A 20,656-nucleotide genomic window follows, 5' to 3' on the forward strand; every position below is an offset into this window, starting at 1 on the left:
TAAAGGCTTAATCGTAACAGATTAAGCCTTTAACTTTTCAAAACCAAACCATATAAACTAATGAAGAACATTGTTGCCGTTAGCACCAAGAAACAATTAGCAACATTTATAGATTTTCCGCACGATTTATATGTGGGAGATCCCAATTATGTACCGGAGCTGTTCATAGCTCAGAAGGATCTTTTAACTACACATCCCTTTCATAAACACTCTTCATTGCAGTGTTTTTTGCTTTATGATGGTGAACGGCTTATAGGTCGGATTGCTGCTATATTGAACAACAACTATAATAGCCTGAACAATACCAGTGATGGTTTTTTTGGTTTTTTTGATTGTATAAACAATCAGGAAGCAGCCAATTTACTATTAGACACTGCTGAGAAATGGGTAAAAGATAAAGGGGTAAAAAACAAAATACTTGGCCCGGTTAACTTCTCGACCAATGAATCTTGTGGTTTATTGATTGAAGGTTTCGATTCACCACCAGTTGTAATGATGCCTTACAATGCTCCTTACTACGCAACTTTATTGGAGCAATGGGGCTTGAAAAAGAATGTAGATTTGATTGCCTGGAAATTTAATGGCGACAACTACGACGATCGTTCGGTTAAACTGATGGACAGACTTGAGGATCGTTTAAAACGGAACAACATCACCATCAGAAAAATCAACATGAAGAATTTTAAACAGGAAGCAGCAAATCTGCGCGAAGTTTATAATAAGGCATGGGATAAGAATGCAGGTTTTGTGCCCCTGAATAATGAGGAGTTTGATTACCAGGCTAAAGATTTGAAACTGGTACTGGACCCTGATTTTTGTTTTGTGGCCGAACAGGATGGTAAATTGGTAGGTTTTGGTGCAGCCATTCCCGATATGAATCAAATTCAGATCAAGATTAAAAAAGGTAGATTATTGCCTACAGGAATTTTCAAATTGTTGTTTGGAAAGAAAAATGTTACTGGTATCAGAATATTACTTTTAGGAGTGGTTGACGGATATCGTAAAATGGGTATTGAAGCCTGTATATATGGTAGTATCATTAAATCTTATCGTGCAAAAAACTTTAAATATGCTGAAGCAGGATGGACGTTGGAGCATAATGATATGGTAAATAATGCTATTAAGGCTATAAAAGGTGATCCGTATAAGAAATACAGGATCTATGAGAAAGCAGTATGAGTAAAAAAAGGGTATTGATTACCGGTGCGAGTGGTTTTGTGGGTTATCATTTGATAGAAGAAGCTTTAAAAGCGGATCTGGAAGTTTATGCAGCAATCAGACCGAGCAGTGACCGTTCACATTTGAAAGGTTTTAATGTACAATATGTAAATCTTGATTACAGCGTTGTTGATAGCTTAAAACAGGAACTGGAAGATAAGCAATATCATTATATTATACATGCTGCCGGTATTACTAAAGCAAAAACCAAGGCTGAGTACGATTTGGTAAACGCTACTTATACCCGTAATCTGGCTACTGCTGCACTTGAAGCCAATATCAATTTAGAGAAATTCGTTTTTGTAAGTAGTCTGGCTGCATTGGGTCCTCTAAAGGATTTATCTAATGAAATTCAGGATGTCAGTGCCCCTCACCCAGTGACAAATTACGGTGCAAGTAAGATGTTGGCCGAGCAATATCTGGCCGAGCTTACCACACTTCCTTTGCTTACCATACGTCCTACAGCTGTTTATGGTCCAAGGGAAAAGGATTTATTTATTTTGTTTAATAGTATTAATAAGGGGCTTGAACCACATATAGGCAGCTTTAAGCAGCAGCTCAGTTTTGTATATGTTAAAGATCTGGTTAATGTGATTGTAAAGGCTTTAACTGCTACAACAGTCCACCAGCATTACAACATTTCTGATGGTGAGACATATGACCGTTATGCCTTAGCTACTTTTACAAAAAAAGCATTAAATAAGCACACCTTTAAGTTCCATATTCCGGTGCCTTTGGTAGCCTTACTTGCTACCATTATGGATTTTATATATGCAGGAAGCAAAAATACGCCTGCCTTAAACAAGGAGAAAATGGCTGAACTTACTGCGATTAACTGGGCCTGCAGCATTGCAGGTGCGAAGGCTGATTTGGGTTATATACCAGAGTATAATCTGGAAAAAGGTATAATGCAGACTATTAAATGGTATAAGTTAAATAATTGGCTATAATAGTTATTAAGCAGGTGGGTTTTCCATCTGCTTAATAATCTTGTTCACTTCTGTTTCTGTTGCACGAAGTTTAGTCTGACAAAATTCGATCAGATCTGATGCGCGTTTTACCTTTTCTGCCAAAATATCTACCGATACCGCTTCTGTTTCTATTTCCTGAGCTATTTCTGTAAGCTCTTTATAAGCACTTTCATAGGTTAAATTCGTCGTTTCCATCTATAGTTGATTTGGAGTTTACTGTTGTTTTAATTTCTGCTGAAGCCAATCGGACTGTAAGTTCAGTTCCAGCTTCAATATGATCGGCGTTGCTAACAATCTGATCATTTACTTTAAGTATGGCAAAGCCTTTATTTAATATGTTTTGCGGACTCATGAGCCTGACTACTGATTGAAAGTGGCCAATATAACCCCTTTTATTAGCAAAATAAATCCTGTTATAGGATTGCAGGTTACTGATCACGTTGGCCAGGTCCTTTTGCTTGTTGGAGATCATGATCTTAGGATTGGTTAGTACCAATCGCGATAAGTTAAGGATATTCCTATGTTGCTCGTGTATTAGATTACGTGTAGTACGGATGGTAATCTGATTAATGTGCGTTAACCTATCTTTATGGTAATTGATCAATTGATAGGTTTTAATCAGCACCATTTTCTGCAAACCAATCAAAGCTTCTTCAAATGCCCGGTTGTGGGCAATGATCAGTTCGGCAGCTTTTGTTGGTGTTTTAGTAGAAGTATGGGCCATTAGATCGGCAATAGTTTCATTCTTTTGATGTCCTATTCCTGTGATAACGGGTATTGGAAATTTAGCAATGGCTCTGCTCAGCTCGTAATTATCAAAAATGAGAAAGTCTGTCTGCGCACCACCACCCCTGATGATCACCAATGCATCGTAAGGTTTCCCCGATTGAAATACTTCTACAAGCTTAGCCAGAAAAGGCCTGGCATTTGCCTCACCCTGTACTAAAGTAAAATAATCATCTATTTGAAAACGATAACCGAAAGTATTGTTCTCCAGCGTATGTCTAAAATCCTGATAACCGGCTGATGTGGCTGATGAAATCACTGCAATGTGCTGCAGCACATTATTTAAAGCCAGATTATTGTTGCGGGTAATGTAGCGCTCACCTGATTTTTGTATAAAATCAGGATTTTCTTTAAGCAATCTTTCCAATGTTTCTTTTCGCTGTTGTTCAAATAAGCCCAAAGTGAAATTGGTGTCTATATCCAGGAGATTTAGCTGTAGCCCGAATGCCGGATTGTATTGCACCGAAACCTGGATAAGTACATTAATGTCGTTCTTAAATTTCTGGCCGGTTGCTTGTTCAAAGTTAGTAATATTTACAGAAGCATTTCCCCATGCTCTACCCGCTATCTTGCTGAGGATCTTTGCCGAAGCTTTATCTTTCTCTACAAGTTCAAAATAATGATAATTACTTTGCTCTTTATAGGTATGACTCGTAACATCTGCAATGACCCAGAAAGTCCTGTTGCCAAATACCCCATCAATCGTCTGCCGGATCTGATTTGTCAGTTCCGAAAGCCTTATAGCAGCAGGATTAGATTGATAAGAGTGAACTTCCATTTGCATCTACGTTAAATATGTGTTTCGTTCCACATTTAAGTGCAAAGTTATTCTTTTGATGGCCTACCGGAAAATCAAAACAGACCGGATAGTTATATTCCTTAATTTTTTCTGTAATGATCTCATAGACAGTCCTGCCAAATTCTTCACCTGGATCATCAGGTTTTACTTTAAAGCCACCAACAATAAGCCCTTTTAAATTTGCGAGTTTTCCGCTACGCTTTAAGTTCCAAAACATCCGGTCTATATTGTACAGGTACTCACCAGTATCCTCTACAAAAAGAATCTTTCCATCTGTTTTGATATCTGATACCGTCCCTGTAAGGGTTTCTATGATACTAAGATTTCCTCCAATCAGGTGAGCTTCTGCCCTGCCCATTCTATTGTAACTTTGGGCAGCAGCACTATATTTTACTGCTTGTCCGCCTAATACTTGTTTAATGGAAAGGATTGTTTCTACCTGTATAGGCTCCGCTAAAGACCAATCCTTAGGAAAGCTATTGCACATTTTAGAATGGATGGAAGCTGTATTTAGCCGACTATTTAAATGACAATGCAACACGGTGATGTCGCTAAAGCCAATGATCCATTTGGGTTTAGCCTTGAACCTATCAAAATTAAGCTTGTCGATGATCCGAACCACACCATAACCACCGCGTGCACACATGATGGCTTTAATGTTAGGGTCATCCAGCATCTCCTGAAGGTCTTGAGCACGCTCGGCATCAGTTCCGCCCATGCCATAATCCCTTTTACCAATAGTGTTGCCAATTTGAATTTTAAAGCCCCAGCTTTCCATCAATTGCAGAGCCGGTTGAATTTGCTCCATGGTCATGTACCCTGCCGGAGTGGTTACACCAATGGTATCACCAGGCCGTAAATACGGCGGTATCACTGTTTCCTTGATAGGCACGGCAGGATTACTCCATGCTTTAAAGCTAGTCATTGTTGAGCCTGCAATTGCGAGGGAAGAAAGAAAATGTTTGCGGTTCATTGTCCTTATTTTATGGATAAACAATGATAAGGCTTATTGCCGATAATTTTTAAAAAATTACTCAATCGTTTTCGTAATTTTTTGGGTATAGAGTTGAATTTAAGGCCAGATTATATTTTAAGAAAGGTATATTTAGCTAAAACTTATCCATTAGATGAAAGTATTTCTAATGGATATTGTGCCTTTGATGTTCGTTTTAAAGCGACTTAAAAGATACAGCCAACCTTAACCAAATATAAATGAAAAAGTACCTCATCCTTGGCTGCTGCTTTGCCGGCTTGCAGCTAAATGCGCAAACCAAAAAGGTAAGCTTTCTTGAAAATGCAAAACAGCAAAAAGTCGATGTTTTGATCGATGGCAAACCATTTACCAGTTTTCTTTATCCGGATAACCTGGAAAAACCAATCTTATATCCTTTACAAACTGCGAGTAGCCTTACGGTAACCAGAGGTTTCCCTTTAGAGAAACGTGGCAATGAACGCACAGATCACCCCCATCATGTGGGTTTATGGTTCAACTACGAGAGTGTGAATGGGCTTGATTTCTGGAACAATTCCTACAACATTCCTGCTGATAAGAAGTCTGCTTATGGATGGATCAGAAATGTAAAAGTTGGTGCTGTTAAAGATGGCACTACTAAAGGTAGCCTAACCTATACAGCAAATTGGGAAAGACAGGATAAAAGAGTGCTGTTGAAAGAGGCCACTACTTTTGTTTTTAGTGGCAATGACGATACGAGGACTGTAGACAGGACAACTACACTTACCGCACAAAAAGACACGGTTTATTTTAAAGATGTTAAGGATGGAATGTTGGGCATCCGGGTAACAAAAGAACTGGAGTTACCTTCTGATAAGGAAGAATCTTATACTGATAATAAAGGTATTGTCACCAAAATTGCACCCACTAACAATGGTGCTAATGGCGATTACCTGACCAGCGCAGGTAAAAAGGGTAATGATGCCTGGGGAACACGTGGAAATTGGTGTGTATTGTTTGGAGTAAAAGAGCATCAACCCGTTTCCATTGCAGTTATTGATCATCCCAAAAACCCAGGCTACCCTACTTACTGGCATGCCAGAGATTATGGACTATTTGCCGCCAACCCACTTGGACAAGCTGTTTTTAGCAATGGTAAAGAACAGCTGAACTTTACCCTGAAACCTGGAGAATCGGTTACTTTCCGTTACCGTGTAATCATTGGGTCAGGCAAAAAACAAACTGCCGAATTCCTGAACAAACAAGCTGCTGATTTTGCAAAACAAATTTGATTTATAAACTATAGAAACAATCATTAACACAAATGAAGACAACGCGATTACTAATTTTAACCGGTTTGATGCTGGGGACATCCTTAACTTCCTTACATGCACAAAGTGGCAAATGGCAAAACTTATTTAACGGAAAGGATTTGACAGGTTGGAAACAACTAAACGGCAAAGCAAAATATGAGGTTGTAAATGGAGAGATTACAGGCACTACAGTTAAGGATACGCCCAACTCCTTTTTAGCTACAGAAAAAAGCTATGGCGACTTCATTCTTGAACTTGAATTACTGGTAGACAACTCTATGAATTCCGGAATCCAGTTTAGAAGTGAGAGTAAGCCTGACTATATGAACGGTAGAGTTCATGGCTATCAAATGGAGGTTGATCCTTCAGACAGGGCTTACAGTGGCGGTATTTATGATGAGGCTCGTCGTGGGTGGCTGTATCCTATGGACATCAACCCTAAAGGTAAAACTGCCTTTAAAAAAGGAGAATGGAATAAATATAGAATTGAATGTATTGGCAATTCGATCAGGACCTGGGTTAATGGTATACCTACGGCTAATTTGGTTGATAACATGACACCTACCGGTTTTATCGCCTTGCAGGTACATGCTATTGGTAAAAATGATGAGCCCGGTAAACAGATCAGATGGAAAAACATCCGTATTCAGACAGAAGGATTGAAGCCAACAAAAATGGATAACATTTATGTGGTAAACACAATTCCAAATGATTTATCTGCTGCCGAAAAAGCAAATGGCTATAGTCTTTTATGGGATGGAAAAACTACCAATGGATGGAAAGGGGCTTATAAAAAAGGATTTCCGGAGAAAGGTTGGGAAATAAAAGATGGTGAGCTGAGTGTGCTTAAATCTAACGGAGCAGAGTCTACCAATGGCGGTGATATCGTGACAGAAAAACAATATGGTGCTTTTGCATTAAAGTTTGATTTTAAACTGACTGAAGGTGCCAATAGTGGAGTTAAATATTTTGTAACACTAACAGAAGGGAATAAAGGTTCAGCTATTGGACCTGAGTACCAAATACTTGATGATGTGAAACATCCTGATGCTAAATTAGGTAAGAATGGCAACCGTACGCTAGGTTCGTTATATGACCTTATAACCAGCAAAAAGATACCTAATTCGCAAAGAAAGATTGGTGAATGGAATAAAGGGGTAATTATGGTTTACCCGGATAATAAGATAGAATATTATTTAAATGGCTTTAAAATCCTTGAATATGTTAGAGGATCGGCCGAGTTTAACGCCTTAGTTGCGGATAGTAAATATAAAAATTGGAAAGATTTTGGGATGGCGCCTAAAGGACATATCCTCCTTCAGGACCATGGCGATAACGTATCCTTTAGAAGTATTAAATTAAAAGAACTTTAAAATTTAAGCAATCATGTTAGATTCAAGAAGAAAATTTATCAAACAATCTGCTATTGCAGCAGCAGGAACCTATTTAGGGACTATGGGGTTAAGTGCAAAGAGCTATGGTAATATCATAGGTGCAAATGATCGGGTAAGAGTTGGTGTTGTTGGCTTTTCTGACAGATTTAAAGATGCACTTTTACCCTCATTTTTAAATCACCAGAAAGAATTGAATTTTGATATGGTAGCCGTATCTGATCTTTGGAGCCATAAGAGAGATTTAGGTGTAGCGCATTTAAAATCTAAATTCGGTCATGATATTACAGCTTGCCGTAATAATGATGAGCTATATAATTTAAAAGATATTGATGCAGTGATTGTAAGTACTGCAGATTTTCAACATGCTACACATGCTGCCGAGGCTGTGAACAATAAATGTGATGTTTATTGCGAAAAGCCTTTTGCAGAAACCATGGAAGATGCACGTATGGCTTTGAAAGCGGTTAAGGCATCTAAACAAATTTTTCAGATTGGCTCACAGCGCAGAAGTGGCAGTAATTACCATGCAGCTAATAAATTTATAAAAGATGGTAAGTTCGGTGACATTACAATGGTTGAACTGAGCTGGAATGTAAACCAGCCCGGACGCTGGCGCAGACCGGATCTTGTACCATTATTGAAACAAGAGGACACGGATTGGAAGCGTTTTTTAATTAATCGTCCTTTTGAAGCCTGGGATCCGAGAAAATATTTAGAATTCCGTTTGTTCTGGCCATATTCTTCTGGAATGCCGGGACAATGGATGTCGCACCAAATTGATACTGTACATTGGTTTACAGATTTAAAACATCCTAGAAGTGTGGTAGCCAATGGTGGTATTTACCAATGGAAAGATGGCCGTAGAAACTGGGATACTACAACTGCCGTATTTGATTATGGTAAACCAAATGATCCTGATCATGGTTTCCAGGTAGTATTTACTTCAAGAATGCACAATGGTGATGAGCGTCCGGCCGAAATCTATTATTCAAATGGCGGACAATTGAATTTGAACACGAATACGGTTTCTCCTGTTGGTGGTTTAAGTGCTAAATCAGCAGCAGCAATGAAAATGCAACCCAATCTATTGCCTGAATTAAAACTAAGTGATATGGTTGAGCAGGTTGCTGCTTCGGCCAATACCGGTGGTGATAAATTGACATCTGCACACATGCGCAACTGGATGGAATGCATTAGAAGCCGTAAGCAAACGAACGGACCTGTTGAAGCGGGGTATTGTCATTCAATAGCTACCATTATGACGAATGCTGCCGTTAGAACTGGCAAGAGGGCTACATTTGATGAAGCTACTCAGGAAGTAATGGTAGATGGGAAAGTCTTTAAATATTAAAAACTATGGCTAACAAAAGAGGCGTTTGATGATTTCAAACGCCTCTTTTTTATGGTTTATAATTACTTCAATGAATTGATGTACGCTGCAATTTTTAATCCATCAGCCTTGGAAACCTGTGGCATAGGCGCCATTTCAGTAGCATAACCAGGCCAGTTTTCCGGTTTAGGATTGTGGATCAGTTGCAGAATCTTTTCATCTGAGTATTTCCGTTTAGCTACATCCATAAATGCAGGGCCAATCTGCTTTTTTGTAGGATTATGACAAGCCAGACAGGTGTAATTAGCCAATAAACCTTTTACTTCTGCATAGGTTGGCGCTTTCGCGACTGGAACTTTTGTCTCAACAACCTTCTTTGCAGGTGCAGCTTTTTCTTTAATTGTAGCTACCGTCTTTTTAGTTGATACCGGAGTAACATCTGCCACAGGGTCATTGGCCGAATTTCTGGTACTCAGCTCACTTGCCGCCAACTTCTCTCCTGCCGGGATGTTGTTTAAGGTATAATAAGCTACCGGGTGTACAACAGAATAAAAATTCTGCTTTTCGCGGATGCCATTCACCTTTATCGTGTGGATATAATATTGGCGCAGGTTGTCGACCACGATTCTGGCTTTTAAACCATCTGCCGATACTTTCACACCTTTTACTTTTAAAGATTCGGTGTTTACAGGTGGTGAGCCATATACCGACTGATATTTGTAAATAAAGCTTTCAACATTGTAGGATGCAAGATCCTGAGCTGATTTTAAATCTACAGGACTTGTAAATTCAATCTCAAAACCATCAGGCATTGCTCTGACTGCTTTCATTTCGAAAGGCACTTTATTGTTGTAAACCATTCGCTCAAGTCCCTCATTGGCATCACCGGCAGAACCCCACCCACGGTTGGTTTCCCCAACAAACAGGGAGCCATCCTGCCCCCAGGCCATCCTCAGTACACCCGAGCGGAAGCCGCTTCTGAATAAGAACGCAGCCCCCTGCTCCTCTCCATTCACTTTTTCCATAAATACCCTTGAAATGATACTCATTCCCTGATCGCCAATCAAAAGTTGTCCCTCAAAAGGACCGAAAGTACCTTGAGGGATTTTTACAGGCTCTGATGTAGAAACCCCTAAAATACCATAAGGAAGCCATACAGCCGGCAAACGGAGTTCAGGAAACTCTTTCTTCATATCGAACAAGGTTTTAAAATTCTCATTTATCCTGTTCTCAGGTTTGATGTATTTACCCCCATTGTCTTTTATTCTTCGTTCATCCATTTTCGAATAAAAGAGCTCCGAGCTAAGTTTAACCGGAGAATCGCTTCTTTTTGTCCATATTAAACTAGCCGGATGCCCCATAAAATCACCTTCATTTACCTTCCATATACCACCTGAGCCAACCCAGTCGCCCTGGTTTTCTGTATAGTATAGCTGACCATCTATTACATTTAATCCTGCCGGAGAACGCATCCCTGCGGCCCAAGGCTTCATCTTTCCATCTTCAGTGATATTCATAGTCCAGCCACGCATAGGCACACGGCTTTCGGCACGCCACCACTCCTGATTGCCAAAAGCCACATTAGCTGTAACAAAGAAAGAACCATCAGCCGCTATTTTAGGACCAAAGCTGTATTCATGATAATGTCCACTTAAAGGCCAGGCATATATGGTTTCATAAACATCGGCCTTGCCATCCATATTCTTATCGACAAGCTTGGTCAGCTCACCTCTTTGAGCAACATAAAAGGCTCCGTCCTTATAGGCAATGCCTAATATTTCGTGTAAACCGGTAGCGAACTTGCGAAAATATGGTCTATTGCCTGTTGGGTTTTCTACCACATAAACATCGCCGCGGCGGGTGGATATAGCGAGATCTCCATTAGGTAAAGTAACCAATCCACCTACCTCAAGTATTGGTCCTTCTGGTATCCTGACTTTAACTATCTTAAAAAAATCTTCTTCTTTTGGTGTCTCCTGTGCCCATATTGTTGTAAAATTAAAGCTCAAAGCCAGCATAGCCAGCATTTTAAAAGTATGTTTCATATTGTTGCTGGCCAGATTAGAATGAAATGAAATATTTTAATTTATTGCCTAGCAGAATAATCATCTCTTTTCTGCCATCGACATCTCTGATTATCGGCTTATTTGCCGTCTCATCAAGCTCCAGATAGAAAGCTTTTCCATCAACCACATAAAATCCCTGAATTAACTCGTCAATAGTGCTTGCATTAGCCAGCAAAACATATAATCCGGTTACAGGTTTATCTATAGTAATGGTTCTGCTTAATCCTTTACCATTATCCAAGGCCTTAATTGCATCTGTGACCTGAGCACCATAAATATTATACTTAAACTCTGGCCTTTCTTCATTATCCATTACATAACCTTTGCTGCGGAAACCAGTTCCTGTACTATCAACCGGCCATATAGCTTGCGGATTACTCAATTGTGCTACAGCAGGGATCAGCTTTTTTGTAAATGTAGTTACTGCTCCACGTGCTTTGGAGGTGCCATTACCCCTGCCATCCCACATTGGTGTAGCATCAACAAATTCTCCGTGCCAGCCATGCAACAACAAGCCATTATCAAAATCATAACTGTAATGCACTTGTTTTGGACTACCAACAGAAATAGCATGTACTGAGCGTTGGTTAGGTGCAAAATCTACAAAACTGCGGATCATGGTATTGGTTGCTGCGCCTATATAAATTGGATCGGCACCCCCACCACCTTTCTGACCTCCATTGAGCAGATCATTAGGTAACTTTGAAATCTTAATGTTTTTGAATGCTACAGCACCATGATCACCCTGCAAACGTAAGGCCCCTAACGCTTTTTCTTTATCACTAGCCCCTCTTGTTGGGCCTGATAGTTCAACATTTTCATGAATAATTATTCCGTTTAATTCTGCTGTAAGAATCCTTGCATTGGCAATCTTATTTCCTCCGGCATCAAATTGTGGCGCCTGAAATGCGATTTTTAAATGTTGCCATAAACCAGGGGCTTTACTTACATTTTGGCGTGGTGCATAACCGTTATAACCTTTTTGTCCTTCTGGTTTTGAGTCATCCCAACGCTCATAAATACCACCATTGTCTGATGACAGCGGGTTCGTATTTCCCCAGGAGTCCCTAAGCTGAATTTCGTAATTTCCCTGCAGGTAAATACCCGAGTTTGAACCTTTCGCCATCAGGTAATCGAGTTCGAGGATCATATTGCCATGCAATGCATTGGTGAAAAGATCTGCTCCCTGATTTTTTTTATCCGGGCTGTTTACAAGGATTCCCGCACCTTTTGTGATGGTTAATTCGTTATCAGTTTTTAAGCTGGCAGTAACATCCTTTGCCAAAGACCAGCTTTTGCCCGGATCTTTAAATGAAGAAAGGTCATTGAGGTTAATAGCCAACTGATCAGTCAGTTGTTGAGCCGAAACCAGTGCTGTTCCAAACAGCCACAGAAATGCGGTTGTTCCGAACTTTAAATAATTTAGTTTCATACAGTGTGTTTGGTTTATTAATTAAATGTAACAAAATCATCCTATGTCAAGGAATTTTTGAAATAATGATTTTGTTACATTTTTAAACCATAAGTGCCATAATATGAATCTAACTGAGATTTTAGTCCTGATTTGCAGCGATTTTTGGCTTATATAAAAACTGAAGGTAAATAAGTGCAAGAACTGTAATTCCGGTACAATAGTAAAAGGTTACGGGGATCATGCGTAGGTCATCGATAAACAACCATCCTGCAAGTAAGGCTCCCAAACCAATTCCAGCTTCCAATGCAATATACATAGTTGCCATAGCCTTTCCTCTTTGCGTAGGATTACTTAAATCTGCAGTCCATGCCGAAGCAGTTGGCGACAACATTCCTGTTGCAATACCATACAATGCAGAGGCGAGCATTAAACTGAGGGAAGAACCCGCCAATCCAATCCACAATAGTGAAACGGCCAAAAGTGCCAGAGATATTTTTAATATATGTGTCCTCCCATAACTGTCGGATGCTTTACCTGCAACAAAACGGATGAGCAATGAGGTGAGTGTAAAGACCATAAAGAATAGACCTTTATTGCTTGTACCAAGGTGCGCGCTCCAATCTGATATTACGGTTAAGATAGCTCCATAACTTATGTAACTCATAAATATTATAACCACTGCAGGGATCACTCTCCATTCGATGATGTCTCTCCTGTCGATTTTTAAGTGTGTTAGCTTAAATTTTTCCTTTCCCGGTAGTGTTTCTTTCATATTGGCCAAAATAGCAATGGAAAGCAATGCAAATAAGGAAGAACAATAAAAAAGGATATTTATGCTGTAATGATCAGTTATTGTACTCCCTATAGCAGGTCCAATGGCGAGTCCGGTACTAAAGCAAATGCCATGAATACCCATTGCTTCACCCCATTTTCCGGCAGGAACCAAATCCGCAACATAAGCTGCAGTAGCTGTTGGTTTAAAACCTGTAGAAAAGCCATGTATTAATCTGAGGAAAAGAAAACCGGCAATTGTAGTTAGCATAGGATAAAGAAATCCACAAACAAAACACACCAGCGAACCTACAGCCATAACCGGTACCCTGCCGATGGTATCTGTTAGTTTTCCACTAAATGGTCTGGAAATACCCGCAGTTAAAGTAAAAAGCGCAATGATTAATCCTTTATATTCTGCTCCGCCCATGGCTGTTAAATAAGCCGGCAGTTCGGGGATAAGCATATTGAAACTGGCAGAGAATAAAAAGGAGCTTAAACAAACAAGGCCAAATTGTAAAGAATATATTGAAGTAGAAGGATGTTGCATTGGTAGATTTGTAACGGGAGGTAATAATGCAACAAAGATAAGAAATTAAAATCAGGCGTTCTTCACTTCCTGAGCGAAGAACGCTGAGGTACATAATTACCTTTTGATCTCATTTTTGCTGAAAACAGCAGCGATTTCAGAAAGTTGCTTTTCATCAAGTTTTGAGGTCTTTTTTAAAGCTTTGATAAAATGTTGTATTTCCTCTGGTTTTGCCGGACAGCCAACATTTTCACCTTTGGTGGAAAAAGGAGCTCCTTCAGGTCTGATTTGAGAATCGGCAACAAGGTTTTGCTTTGCATCAAAAAATAACCAGGTTGGTAAACCTTGATCAGCATTGTAATATTTCTTTAAAAGCTCCTCACCACCAGGGTTTTCAAGACTCTCTTTTCCCTTTGATTCTTTTACTACAAAATCAGCGATTACATAATTCTTATTAAAATAAGATTTGATAGCCGGATCGTTCAGGCTAGCTATCATTTTATGACACCAGCCGCACCAGGAAGCATGGAAAATGGCCAATACCTGTTTCTTTTCTTTGGCAGCTTTTTGAATTGCAGCCGTTAATACTTCGTTAGCTGGTGCCGGTGTAGTTGCAACTGCTGTTGTACTTTGGGCAATGGCAGATTGAATGGTTAAAACCGTAGTGATCGTAAATAATAATGATTTTAGTTTCATGATGAAATAAGTTTTGTTGAAGGTACAAAATATGCCACATCCTTCCAATTTACTAAAATAATTTGCACAAATGCTATTAATTAAACTAAAAATATTAGTAATATTGCGCTGCCGATTTACATTAAGAAAACGCAGATTTTTAAGCTTTATATATATGATACAGTTGAACGACGTCCTTTACGGAAATGTAGAATTACCAACAATTTTTGCGGATCTGCTAAATACGGAGGCCTTAAAACGTCTAGGCGGTGTACACCAAAGTGGCGCCATATTTTTAGTAAATCCCGATTTGAGTCATTCCCGGTTGGAACATTCTATTGGCGTGTCGTTATTGATTAAAATTCTAGGTGGATCTGAACTGGAACAAATTGCAGGGTTATTACATGATATTTCTCATACTGCATTTTCTCATGTAGGCGACTATGTATTTGAAAATGGCGAAGAAAATTACCACGAACAGATTTATGCTGAAGTATTATTAAATTCAGAAGTACCTGCAATTTTGATGAAACATGGCTATCACATTGATCAGATTTTGAATGGTAATTTCCCTATTCTTGAACAACCTCTACCCCACCTTTGTGCTGATCGATTGGATTATACCTTACGTGATGCGTTACATGGTGGTTTGATTACCAGATACAGCGCAAGACAGTTTTTACAGCATATTAAATTACAAAATGGACTAATAGTAGTTACTGATGAAGGGCAGGCAGATTGGATTAATGATACTTTTAAGCGATTAAATGATGATTTGTTTAATTTACCCTTGTATGTATATGCCAATCAGGAATTAGCGGCAATTATACGTGATTTTCTACGTAGTGGTTTCTTAAAAGAAACCGATCTGTTTAAAGATGATACTTTTCTGCTAAATAAAATTAGAAGTACGAATGCAGGTTATGAGGCGATAAAAGCTATAAAGCTGCATAAAGGTTATACAACCTTTCTAAGAAAGGGATCAGCTTTGAAGATAAAACCTCGCAGATTGAAAGCGCTATTGGTTTAACTTCTTCCCATTTAGATTCACCACAACTCCAATTGTAAATATCGAATTCCCTGCATTCATATATTTTCTGCTGTTCAAGCCAAAAGTACCGCTAGATGTATATTGTAATTGTACAGCCTCGCTCAAACGCATTCTGGTAAAGAAAATAGGCTCCAAAAAGACGTTGCCTTCCCTAACCTGACCAATAGAATTACGCGTAAAAGTTTTCATATCTACACTACTGATGCGCAATGCCGTTCCATAATTAAGCGGGTAGTTATTTCCAAAAAGGCGGAAATTGCGTTTCTTCTTAGAGCTATAGTTTACCTGTAAAAAAGTCTTATTGTATGTAACCTCTTCTAAATCTGATTTTATCAGAATGTCATGATCATCAAACTCCCTAAATACACGATTGGTACTCCCATTACCAAATCCGGCATATATCTCGATGATTCTGTTGTTATCCGGACCAAAAGTATCAAACCAACCACCGCCAACTTCTACCAGTTTTTGTTTATAATCCTTAGTCTCTTTTTCCCTATCGATATAAGACCCACTAAAAAATACGCCAATGTGATTTGAAACTGCATAAGCACCATTGATGCTGGTATTAAATCTTGGTGAAATATGTACACCCCCACTAAATTCGCCCTTCTGACTAAGCATTGGGGTATTAGGAACATTAGGCATATACACAGAAGAACAGGAACTGACAAAGATTGTGGCGATAAATAAGGGCAGTTTAAAATTTTTAATCATATAGGAATAGAATGCTTGCTCCTACATAACGTAGGTTCTATTGTTTTTGGTGCAAGGTATTATTTTTTTATGAATCAGCTAAAAGCTTTGCACTTTCAAATAATCTTTGGAATGGCAGGTACAATTTATGCTATTTTATGAAGTGGTTATATAAACTATTAACCGCCATTCTAATGAAATCATTATAACCTTTTGTATAGGTTGGACTGCATCCATTTGTGATCACTACAATTCCAAATTTCTTTTTCGGTTGAAAGAACATGGCACTATAAAGGCCATAGGCTGAGCCGGTATGTCCTTTTAAGGTAATGCCTGGAATGAGGTCGCTCGTAGTTAAAATAGCCAGTCCATAGTTCTCTTCATCCGAGACCTTGGTTTGCATGATTTCGGCACTCTTTTTAGATATTATTCGGACCCCTTTATACTTGCCCTGATCCATGTGCATGGTCATGTATTTTGCCAAATCAGTTGCAGATATTTTCATGCCCCCTGTTGGTGAGAATATTGGAGTACTGTAACCGGGTACATAATTTTTGATTTCCTCGCTACGTGAAACATAAGCGCTGGGTGCCGGATTAAACCGCTTAGCTACTGCGTCATATTCATAAAGTGTGACAAAGCGGCGCTTATCCAATGAATCCACACAATACCCACCATAGAGCTTCAAAGGATTAAGGATATGCTGTTTTATATAATTATCAAAGCGCAATCCTGAACGTTTCTCAATAATTGCTCCTACCATATTGTAATTGAGATTACAATACTGATAACCTTTTCCAGGCTCATAAGCATTGTAGCATTTCGCCCAGTTTGCATTTTTTTCAGGATTAATAGCATCAAAGTTAAAATAGCCTTCACTATCATTAATACTGGAAGTATGCGACATCACCATTTTTAAGGTGATTACAGTTTCCGGATATTTAGGATTTCTAACTTTAAACCCCATCAGACTACTAAAATCATCATCCAATGATAGTCTCCCTGCTTCAACAAGTTGCATAATAGCGGTAGCTGAGAAAGACTTAGAAATGGATGCTATTCTAAAGATATCGTTATCGGTTAGCGGTGTATTACTTTCAACATCCTTTAATCCAAAAGAGTGCGTATAGATAAGATTTCCCTTTTTTACAACAGCAACGGAAACACCAATGGCATCAAGCTGTTTTATTATTCCTTCTATTTCTATTTCCGCTTGTTTGTGATCAACCTGTGCAATAACAGGCGTTCCAATGGTAATCAAAAAAAGAAGTGTAAAGTAGCGTTTTAATAAATTTACCATAGATGAAACTTGATTTGAAGATATAAAGGAGGCTACTGATTAATAATCAGCAGCCTCCTTTATATCTATTCCTTTATGCTTTGCCTGCCCTACGCGGATCACCCACTCACAGGACTTTTTTATCTAAATATGACATTAATTATTACTAATAACAATTTAGTAAAAATCCCGCTTGTATCTATTAAAATTTTATTAACAAATCCACATTTTACAATACATGAGGTGGTATTGTACTAATTATCGAATTGTAAAGTTATATTTGTAGGGTAAATTATCTTTAATATTAATCGTATGGCAACCTTAATCAGCTTAGTCACTCTTTGTGTAATCATCTTGGTTACCGCATTTTACTTAACTTTTAGAAAGAAAAAAGACACCAGCGGACATTAATATCCGCTGTTAACTGCTTCTTTTTCTCTTAAGTAGCATATCCATTGCATGATCCAGCGTACCCGCTTTAATCACTTCTCCAGAATTTACGAAATATATCTCATCCGCATTTTCTATCGTATTTAAGCGGTGCGCAATGATTACGAGTGTGGTTTCTTTTGGCAGCTTTTTTAGGATGTCACTTAATAGTCTCTCAGTAATGGTATCGATATTTGCTGTGGCTTCATCCAGAATAAGTAATTCAGGATTACGCAATACGGCTCTCATAAAAGCAATCAATTGCTTTTGTCCTAAACTAATGTTATCCGAGTTAGATGCTACTTCGGTTTCCAGGCCTTTATCAAACAAGGCCAATAGTCCCTCCAAATGAGCTGCTTCAATTACCTCCTCCAGTTGCGCATTGGTATAGTCTTTATAAGCAATATTACTATACAGAATATTATCCTTCACTGTACCTGTAAATAAAAACGGTTCTTGTAAGATAAAACCTATTTTTTTACTGCGTTCTTCAGCAGTATAAGAACGGATATCCTTTCCATTTAATAACACAGAGCCTTTAGTCGTATCATACAAACGAGCCATCAGGGAAGCGGTAGTGGTTTTACCTCCCCCGGTTGGGCCAATTAAAGCATAAGTTTTACCTTTCTGCAAATCAAAACTAATGTTGTGCAATATTTCTTCACCACCCGCATAAGAAAAATGAACATTTTTAAATGTTAAAAGAGAATCAGATACACTTTCGGTTGAATCTTTTACGATTTGAAGGTTACTTTCCAGTGATAAGATCTGAGATATTCTGTCCCAGCCGGCCATTGCCACCTGAAAACTGCTCCATAGGGCAGCAAGCTGACGTAGTGGATTGTAAAAGTTTACAGCGTAAGATAAGTAACTGATCAGCAAACCTATCGTAAACTCTCCTATTGAGATAAGGTGAATGCCATATACCAACACAACCAATTGTGCAACGCTGGAAAAGAATCCGAAGACAGGGATAAAGATGGTATTGGCAATGCCAGCTCCTATAGCTGTTTTATAGTTCTGTTGGTTAGTTTCATCAAAGCGCTTTCTGAAATAATCCCGGCGATTGAATGCAATGATGACTTTAAAGTTATTTAAACTTTCCTGTATGCCCGCACTAAGGTTACCCACACTTTTTAAGTTAACCGCATTTTTACTTTTTACCCATGCGGATACCAGACCAGTAAACAGCAATATAAATAAGGCCGGTGTTAATGTTGCTGCACCCAGTTTTAAATTAATAGCCAATAGAAAAATACCAGCTCCAAGCATGGTAAAAATGCTACTTAAAAACTGCATTAAGGATTGAGAAAAGAATTGGTTCAGTTTATCCGTATCGTTGTTTACTCTGGAAATCAGATCCCCGGCTTTATTTTGACTGAAAAATGATACCGGCAGTTCCTGTAACTTACTGAATATTGCATTCCGAAGCGTATACAATGTTCTTTGTCCCACTCCACCCATTAATTTTGTTTGCAGATAACCGGTAAGTAAAGTAATCAGGTAGATACAAAAAAGTATCCCCGAGTATTTCAGAACACCATTATATTGTTTAGTACTTACGTAATTGTCAATAGTATGCCCGATAATTAATGGCGATAACAATAACAAAGTGGAATTGATCATTATAGCTATAAATGCCAGCAATACATTTTTACGTTCGTGCGAAATCAGCTGTAACAGCTTTTTAAGGACAGCAAATGTAGATTTCTTTTCTTCCTTACCGTTAATCTGGTTAAGATTGTAGTTCATAATTGCTGGTGCTTTGTTGTGAGTTGTAAATCTGGATGTATTCCGGACTGCTTTTCATAAGTTGTTGATGGGTCCCCTGCGCAATGATTTCGCCCTGCATAATTAGTATTACACTATCATAGTTTTGAACTGCTGAAATTTTCTGAGTAACTGAGAGTAAAGTTAAACCAGGATAATTGCGCTGTACATTTGCTAAAATTCGTTGTTCTGTATTGTTGTCTACCCTTGCCGTAAAATCATCCAACAACAGCACCCTTGGATTAAGCGCCAGTGCTCTTGCCAGCATGATCCTTTGTTTTTGTCCGCCTGAAAGGTTAGATCCCCTTTCCGATACAATCGTATTCAATTGCTCAGGAAGCGCATAAATGAAATCTTTTAGTTCTGCAGTTTCAATCGCTTTTTCCAATGACTCATCAGTCACCATATCATTAAAGGCAATATTCTCACGAATACTCATGTTAAAAATAATGCTGTCCTGAAATACAAAGCCGATTTGATTGTGAAAGGATTCCTGATCATAACTTTCTACCGGATTCCCATCAAATAAGATATCACCACTATCAGGCTTAATCAGTCCGGTAAGCAAATAAAGCAATTGCGTCTTTCCTGCCGCAGTCGGGCCTATAATTGCAGTTTTTGACCCCGGCTGAAGTTGGAAAGAGATATCCATCAGCACCGGCTTTTGTCCATAAAGGACATTGATATTTTTCATTTCTACCTGCCCCTTTAAAGGATCGGTAATGTTGCCGATAGCAGCCACATTGTCCTGATTTAACACTTGCGCAATACGTCCATAAGATGCTGTAGCCTGGGCAATTACATTACTCATAAATCCGATGACTATAATTGGAAAAATGAGTAATGCCAGGTAGCTGTTAAATGCAGCAAAATCACCAAGGCTCATGTTTCCATTAATTACATAATGTCCTCCAAGCAGTAAAATCGTTAATCCCGCAAGGTTAGCCACAAATATGATAACCGGTATTAAACCTGCAAATAGATTTAGAATGGACAGTCCCAGGTCCTTGGCTTTTGTATTTGCGGATAGGAATTTAACATATTCCAACTGTTGTGAATTGATCACCCGGATTAATGCAGCACCAAGTATACTTTCATTAATTACTTTATTTAACCAGTCTATAACTTCCCTACTTTGTTTAAAAAGCACACTTACTTTCTTAATCACCAAGAAGAAGGTCACCCCTATTATCGGGATAATGGCAATGTGAAG

Annotated in this window: 17 protein-coding genes; 6 read left to right on the plus strand and 11 right to left on the minus strand. The window is 38.7% G+C overall.

The features are described from left to right. Nucleotides 1-60: 60 nt before the first annotated feature. Nucleotides 61-1,179, plus strand: a complete 1,119-nt coding sequence (locus P0Y49_10205) for a hypothetical protein (GenBank protein ID WEK21509.1) — start codon at nucleotides 61-63, stop codon at nucleotides 1,177-1,179. Next, a complete protein-coding gene (locus tag P0Y49_10210; GenBank protein ID WEK21510.1) occupies nucleotides 1,176-2,168 on the plus strand; it encodes an NAD(P)-dependent oxidoreductase in 993 nt (330 codons plus the stop codon). The genes P0Y49_10205 and P0Y49_10210 overlap by 4 nt, the downstream gene beginning before the upstream one ends. A gap of 6 nt (nucleotides 2,169-2,174) precedes the next feature. Here the strand turns inward: P0Y49_10210 and xseB are convergent, their stop codons facing one another. The 3 genes from xseB to P0Y49_10225 are packed head-to-tail and all read right to left on the minus strand — an operon-like array spanning nucleotide 2,175 to nucleotide 4,747. Next, nucleotides 2,175-2,384, minus strand: coding sequence for an exodeoxyribonuclease VII small subunit (gene xseB / locus P0Y49_10215; protein WEK21511.1), 210 nt, complete (start codon nucleotides 2,382-2,384; stop codon nucleotides 2,175-2,177). Then, on the minus strand, nucleotides 2,359-3,753 hold the full coding sequence (gene xseA / locus P0Y49_10220) for an exodeoxyribonuclease VII large subunit (GenBank protein WEK21512.1): 1,395 nt from the start codon (nucleotides 3,751-3,753) through the stop codon (nucleotides 2,359-2,361). Before xseA ends, xseB begins: the two co-directional genes overlap by 26 nt. Continuing rightward, nucleotides 3,728-4,747 (minus strand): LD-carboxypeptidase, encoded by a 1,020-nt coding sequence (locus P0Y49_10225; GenBank protein ID WEK21513.1) that lies wholly within the window; start codon nucleotides 4,745-4,747, stop codon nucleotides 3,728-3,730. Before P0Y49_10225 ends, xseA begins: the two co-directional genes overlap by 26 nt. 239 nt (nucleotides 4,748-4,986) lie before the next feature. Here P0Y49_10225 and P0Y49_10230 point away from each other — a divergent pair, with 239 nt between their 5' ends. The 3 genes from P0Y49_10230 to P0Y49_10240 are packed head-to-tail and all read left to right on the plus strand — an operon-like array spanning nucleotide 4,987 to nucleotide 8,784. After that, nucleotides 4,987-6,018: a PmoA family protein gene (locus P0Y49_10230; GenBank protein WEK21514.1), complete on the plus strand. Its 1,032-nt coding sequence runs from the start codon at nucleotides 4,987-4,989 to the stop codon at nucleotides 6,016-6,018. A 32-nt stretch (nucleotides 6,019-6,050) separates the two neighbouring features. Then, nucleotides 6,051-7,412 carry a DUF1080 domain-containing protein gene (locus tag P0Y49_10235; protein ID WEK21515.1) on the plus strand — a complete coding sequence of 454 codons (1,362 nt, stop codon included), beginning with the start codon at nucleotides 6,051-6,053 and terminating at the stop codon, nucleotides 7,410-7,412. 13 nt (nucleotides 7,413-7,425) lie between these two features. Continuing rightward, nucleotides 7,426-8,784 carry a Gfo/Idh/MocA family oxidoreductase gene (locus P0Y49_10240; protein ID WEK21516.1) on the plus strand — a complete coding sequence of 453 codons (1,359 nt, stop codon included), beginning with the start codon at nucleotides 7,426-7,428 and terminating at the stop codon, nucleotides 8,782-8,784. Between the two features lie 62 nt (nucleotides 8,785-8,846). On the opposite strand, the gene P0Y49_10245 is transcribed toward P0Y49_10240, so the two are convergent. The 4 genes from P0Y49_10245 to P0Y49_10260 all read right to left on the minus strand — a co-directional run bounded on the left by P0Y49_10245 (nucleotide 8,847) and on the right by P0Y49_10260 (nucleotide 14,239). Continuing rightward, nucleotides 8,847-10,808: a hypothetical protein gene (locus P0Y49_10245; protein ID WEK21517.1), complete on the minus strand. Its 1,962-nt coding sequence runs from the start codon at nucleotides 10,806-10,808 to the stop codon at nucleotides 8,847-8,849. Nucleotides 10,809-10,824: 16 nt separating this feature from the next. Then, entirely contained in the window at nucleotides 10,825-12,261 is a 1,437-nt protein-coding gene (locus P0Y49_10250; GenBank protein ID WEK21518.1) for a DUF1080 domain-containing protein, read from the minus strand. Nucleotides 12,262-12,382: 121 nt separating this feature from the next. Next, nucleotides 12,383-13,564, minus strand: a complete 1,182-nt coding sequence (locus P0Y49_10255; protein WEK21519.1) for an MFS transporter — start codon at nucleotides 13,562-13,564, stop codon at nucleotides 12,383-12,385. 96 nt (nucleotides 13,565-13,660) lie between these two features. Then, on the minus strand, nucleotides 13,661-14,239 hold the full coding sequence (locus P0Y49_10260; protein ID WEK21520.1) for a thioredoxin family protein: 579 nt from the start codon (nucleotides 14,237-14,239) through the stop codon (nucleotides 13,661-13,663). 154 nt (nucleotides 14,240-14,393) lie between these two features. Here P0Y49_10260 and P0Y49_10265 point away from each other — a divergent pair, with 154 nt between their 5' ends. Beyond that, nucleotides 14,394-15,248, plus strand: coding sequence for an HD domain-containing protein (locus tag P0Y49_10265; protein ID WEK21521.1), 855 nt, complete (start codon nucleotides 14,394-14,396; stop codon nucleotides 15,246-15,248). On the opposite strand, the gene P0Y49_10270 is transcribed toward P0Y49_10265, so the two are convergent. The 4 genes from P0Y49_10270 to P0Y49_10285 all read right to left on the minus strand — a co-directional run bounded on the left by P0Y49_10270 (nucleotide 15,237) and on the right by P0Y49_10285 (nucleotide 20,641). Next, on the minus strand, nucleotides 15,237-15,986 hold the full coding sequence (locus P0Y49_10270) for a hypothetical protein (GenBank protein WEK21522.1): 750 nt from the start codon (nucleotides 15,984-15,986) through the stop codon (nucleotides 15,237-15,239). The two genes, P0Y49_10265 and P0Y49_10270, sit on opposite strands and share 12 nt — an antisense overlap. 130 nt (nucleotides 15,987-16,116) lie before the next feature. Further along, complete coding sequence (locus tag P0Y49_10275; protein WEK21523.1) at nucleotides 16,117-17,265, minus strand: serine hydrolase; 1,149 nt, start codon at nucleotides 17,263-17,265, stop codon at nucleotides 16,117-16,119. Nucleotides 17,266-17,664: 399 nt separating this feature from the next. After that, entirely contained in the window at nucleotides 17,665-19,425 is a 1,761-nt protein-coding gene (locus tag P0Y49_10280; GenBank protein ID WEK21524.1) for an ABC transporter ATP-binding protein, read from the minus strand. Then, entirely contained in the window at nucleotides 19,409-20,641 is a 1,233-nt protein-coding gene (locus tag P0Y49_10285) for an ABC transporter ATP-binding protein (protein WEK21787.1), read from the minus strand. Before P0Y49_10285 ends, P0Y49_10280 begins: the two co-directional genes overlap by 17 nt. Nucleotides 20,642-20,656: the final 15 nt, after the last annotated feature.

The sequence above is a fragment of the Candidatus Pedobacter colombiensis genome, from assembly GCA_029202485.1.
In the GTDB taxonomy this organism is placed as follows: Bacteria; Bacteroidota; Bacteroidia; order Sphingobacteriales; family Sphingobacteriaceae; genus Pedobacter; species Pedobacter colombiensis.